Annotated in this window: 2 protein-coding genes and 4 pseudogenes; 5 read left to right on the top strand and 1 reads right to left on the bottom strand. The window is 45.8% G+C overall.

Features of this window, described 5'->3' with window-relative positions:
* Nucleotides 1–75, top strand: a pseudogene (locus FTT91_RS14240) (IS6 family transposase); the annotation flags it as partial.
* A gap of 53 nt (nucleotides 76–128) precedes the next feature.
* Here the strand turns inward: FTT91_RS14240 and intI1 are convergent.
* Nucleotides 129–665, bottom strand: a pseudogene (gene intI1, locus FTT91_RS14235) (class 1 integron integrase IntI1); the annotation flags it as partial.
* Between the two features lie 155 nt (nucleotides 666–820).
* On the opposite strand from intI1, the gene dfrA16 reads away from it, so the two are divergent.
* The 4 genes and pseudogenes from dfrA16 to FTT91_RS14215 form a co-directional block, all read left to right on the top strand.
* On the top strand, nucleotides 821–1294 hold the full coding sequence (dfrA16, locus tag FTT91_RS14230; protein WP_032490158.1) for a trimethoprim-resistant dihydrofolate reductase DfrA16: 474 nt from the start codon (nucleotides 821–823) through the stop codon (nucleotides 1292–1294).
* A gap of 164 nt (nucleotides 1295–1458) precedes the next feature.
* On the top strand, nucleotides 1459–2325 hold the full coding sequence (locus FTT91_RS14225; protein ID WP_001931474.1) for a PSE family carbenicillin-hydrolyzing class A beta-lactamase CARB-2: 867 nt from the start codon (nucleotides 1459–1461) through the stop codon (nucleotides 2323–2325).
* A 117-nt stretch (nucleotides 2326–2442) separates the two neighbouring features.
* Nucleotides 2443–3281 (top strand): annotated as a pseudogene (locus FTT91_RS14220) (AadA family aminoglycoside 3''-O-nucleotidyltransferase).
* Nucleotides 3282–3357: 76 nt separating this feature from the next.
* Nucleotides 3358–4080, top strand: a pseudogene (locus FTT91_RS14215) (IS3-like element ISAba14 family transposase); the annotation flags it as partial.

Below are 4080 nucleotides of genomic sequence, written 5' to 3'. Positions count from 1 at the left end.
GGCCAGGCCTCAGCATTTTATTATGGTGATCCCCTGGGCGAAATGCGCCTGGTAAGCAGAGTTTTTGAAATGTAAGGCCTTTGAATAAGACAAAAGGCTGCCTCATCGCTAACTTTGCAACAGTGCCACATCAAGGCCCGATCCTTGGAGCCCTTGCCCTCCCGCACGATGATCGTGCCGTGATCGAAATCCAGATCCTTGACCCGCAGTTGCAAACCCTCACTGATCCGCATGCCCGTTCCATACAGAAGCTGGGCGAACAAACGATGCTCGCCTTCCAGAAAACCGAGGATGCGAACCACTTCATCCGGGGTCAGCACCACCGGCAAGCGCCGCGACGGCCGAGGTCTTCCGATCTCCTGAAGCCAGGGCAGATCCGTGCACAGCACCTTGCCGTAGAAGAACAGCAAGGCCGCCAATGCCTGACGATGCGTGGAGACCGAAACCTTGCGCTCGTTCGCCAGCCAGGACAGAAATGCCTCGACTTCGCTGCTGCCCAAGGTTGCCGGGTGACGCACACCGTGGAAACGGATGAAGGCACGAACCCAGTGGACATAAGCCTGTTCGGTTGGTAAGCTGTAATGCAAGTAGCGTATGCGCTCACGCAACTGGTCCAGAACCTTGACCGAACGCAGCGGTGGTAACGGCGCAGTGGCGGTTTTCATGGCTTGTTATGACTGTTTTTTTGTACAGTCTATGCCTCGGGCATCCAAGCAGCAAGCGCGTTACGCCGTGGGTCGATGTTTGATGTTATGGAGCAGCAACGATGTTACGCAGCAGGGCAGTCGCCCTAAAACAAAGTTAACTCGAGGGAGAAATCGTGAAGTTATCACTAATGGCTGCCAAGTCGAAGAACGGTATTATCGGTAATGGACCAGATATTCCATGGAGCGCCAAAGGCGAGCAACTTCTATTTAAGGCAATTACATATAATCAATGGCTTTTAGTTGGACGCAAAACTTTTGAGTCAATGGGCGCTCTCCCAAATCGAAAGTATGCAGTTGTAACTCGCTCTAATTTTTCTACGAATGATGAGGGTGTAATGGTTTTCTCCTCAATTCAGGATGCCTTAATAAATTTAGAGGAAATCACGGATCATGTTATCGTTTCTGGTGGTGGTGAAATATACAAAAGCTTGATTTCCAAAGTAGATACTTTGCATATTTCAACAGTCGACATCGAGCGAGATGGAGACATAGTTTTTCCTGAAATCCCAGATACATTCAAGTTGGTATTTGAGCAAGATTTCGAGTCTAACATTAACTATTGTTATCAAATCTGGCAAAAGAGTTAACAAGCGCCTGCAATCTGACCTCCGGTTACTGTCACCTTTTTTTGCGGTGGAGCTGCAAAAAAGGCGCCATTAACCTCCGGCAGTTGAGGCGGGCGTTAGCCATATTATGGAGCCTCATGCTTTTATATAAAATGTGTGACAATCAAAATTATGGGGTTACTTACATGAAGTTTTTATTGGCATTTTCGCTTTTAATACCATCCGTGGTTTTTGCAAGTAGTTCAAAGTTTCAGCAAGTTGAACAAGACGTTAAGGCAATTGAAGTTTCTCTTTCTGCTCGTATAGGTGTTTCCGTTCTTGATACTCAAAATGGAGAATATTGGGATTACAATGGCAATCAGCGCTTCCCGTTAACAAGTACTTTTAAAACAATAGCTTGCGCTAAATTACTATATGATGCTGAGCAAGGAAAAGTTAATCCCAATAGTACAGTCGAGATTAAGAAAGCAGATCTTGTGACCTATTCCCCTGTAATAGAAAAGCAAGTAGGGCAGGCAATCACACTCGATGATGCGTGCTTCGCAACTATGACTACAAGTGATAATACTGCGGCAAATATCATCCTAAGTGCTGTAGGTGGCCCCAAAGGCGTTACTGATTTTTTAAGACAAATTGGGGACAAAGAGACTCGTCTAGACCGTATTGAGCCTGATTTAAATGAAGGTAAGCTCGGTGATTTGAGGGATACGACAACTCCTAAGGCAATAGCCAGTACTTTGAATAAATTTTTATTTGGTTCCGCGCTATCTGAAATGAACCAGAAAAAATTAGAGTCTTGGATGGTGAACAATCAAGTCACTGGTAATTTACTACGTTCAGTATTGCCGGCGGGATGGAACATTGCGGATCGCTCAGGTGCTGGCGGATTTGGTGCTCGGAGTATTACAGCAGTTGTGTGGAGTGAGCATCAAGCCCCAATTATTGTGAGCATCTATCTAGCTCAAACACAGGCTTCAATGGCAGAGCGAAATGATGCGATTGTTAAAATTGGTCATTCAATTTTTGACGTTTATACATCACAGTCGCGCTGATAAGGCTAACAAGGCCATCAAGTTGACGGCTTTTCCGTCGCTTGTTTTGTGGTTTAACGCTACGCTACCACAAAACAATCAACTCCAAAGCCGCAACTTATGGCGGCGTTAGACATCATGAGGGTAGCGGTGACCATCGAAATTTCGAACCAACTATCAGAGGTGCTAAGCGTCATTGAGCGCCATCTGGAATCAACGTTGCTGGCCGTGCATTTGTACGGCTCCGCAGTGGATGGCGGCCTGAAGCCATACAGCGATATTGATTTGTTGGTTACTGTGGCCGTAAAGCTTGATGAAACGACGCGGCGAGCATTGCTCAATGACCTTATGGAGGCTTCGGCTTTCCCTGGCGAGAGCGAGACGCTCCGCGCTATAGAAGTCACCCTTGTCGTGCATGACGACATCATCCCGTGGCGTTATCCGGCTAAGCGCGAGCTGCAATTTGGAGAATGGCAGCGCAATGACATTCTTGCGGGTATCTTCGAGCCAGCCATGATCGACATTGATCTAGCTATCCTGCTTACAAAAGCAAGAGAACATAGCGTTGCCTTGGTAGGTCCGGCAGCGGAGGAATTCTTTGACCCGGTTCCTGAACAGGATCTATTCGAGGCGCTGAGGGAAACCTTGAAGCTATGGAACTCGCAGCCCGACTGGGCCGGCGATGAGCGAAATGTAGTGCTTACGTTGTCCCGCATTTGGTACAGCGCAATAACCGGCAAAATCGCGCCGAAGGATGTCGCTGCCGACTGGGCAATAAAACGCCTACCTGCCCAGTATCAGCCCGTCTTACTTGAAGCTAAGCAAGCTTATCTGGGACAAAAAGAAGATCACTTGGCCTCACGCGCAGATCACTTGGAAGAATTTATTCGCTTTGTGAAAGGCGAGATCATCAAGTCAGTTGGTAAATGATGTCTAACAATTCGTTCAAGCCGACCGCGCTACGCGCGGCGGCTTAAAGAGATGGATCCGTAAATTTGAACAACTCCTATAAGTGATATTCTGCTCCTCAAATGATGTTATAAACATCAATATATGGAGTATTTTATGGCACGTAGACCAAGAAGAAATCATTCAAATGATTTTAAAGCTAAGGTAGCACTTGCTGCGATTAAAGCAGAAAAAACACTTGCTGAATTGAGTGCTGAGTTTGATGTTCATCAAAACCAAATTATTGACTGGAAAAATCAATTGATCTCAGCTTCCTCGCAAGCTTTCGATCAATCAAAAGCTCCAACAGAACCACCCATCGATCTAAAAAAACTACATGCAAAAATCGGTGAGCAGGCATTAGAAATTGATTTTTTAGAAGGTGTGTTGAAGAAACTGGGCCGCTTCAACCACAAAAGTTAATCGACGACTCACTTCAGATTTCAGTATCTAAGCAAGCTAAGCTGCTGAAAGTCTCCCGTGGTTGTTATTACTATCGCCCAAAACCTGTGAGTGCATCAGATCTGAAGCTGATGCGATGTATTGATGAATTACATATGCAATATCCTTTTGCAGGCAGTCGTATGATGCGTGATTTGTTGAATCGTCAAGGACATCATATAGGACGACGTCATACACGTACTTTAATGAAGAAAATGGGTATTCAGGCGTTATATTGCAAACCAAATTTAAGCCAGGCTAATCAAGCTCACCGTAAATATCCATATCTGCTCAAAGGGTTGGCTATTCAGCGCAGTAATCAAGTGTGGTCTACGGATATAACGTATATCCCTATGGCAAAAGGCTTTGTTTATTTATGTGCTGTGA

The sequence above is a fragment of the Acinetobacter sp. YH12021 genome, from assembly GCF_013420145.1.
GTDB classification, from domain to species: domain Bacteria; phylum Pseudomonadota; class Gammaproteobacteria; order Pseudomonadales; family Moraxellaceae; genus Acinetobacter; species Acinetobacter towneri.
The sequence above is the reverse complement of the archived record's forward strand: the minus strand, read 5'-3'. Positions and strand labels throughout refer to the sequence as shown.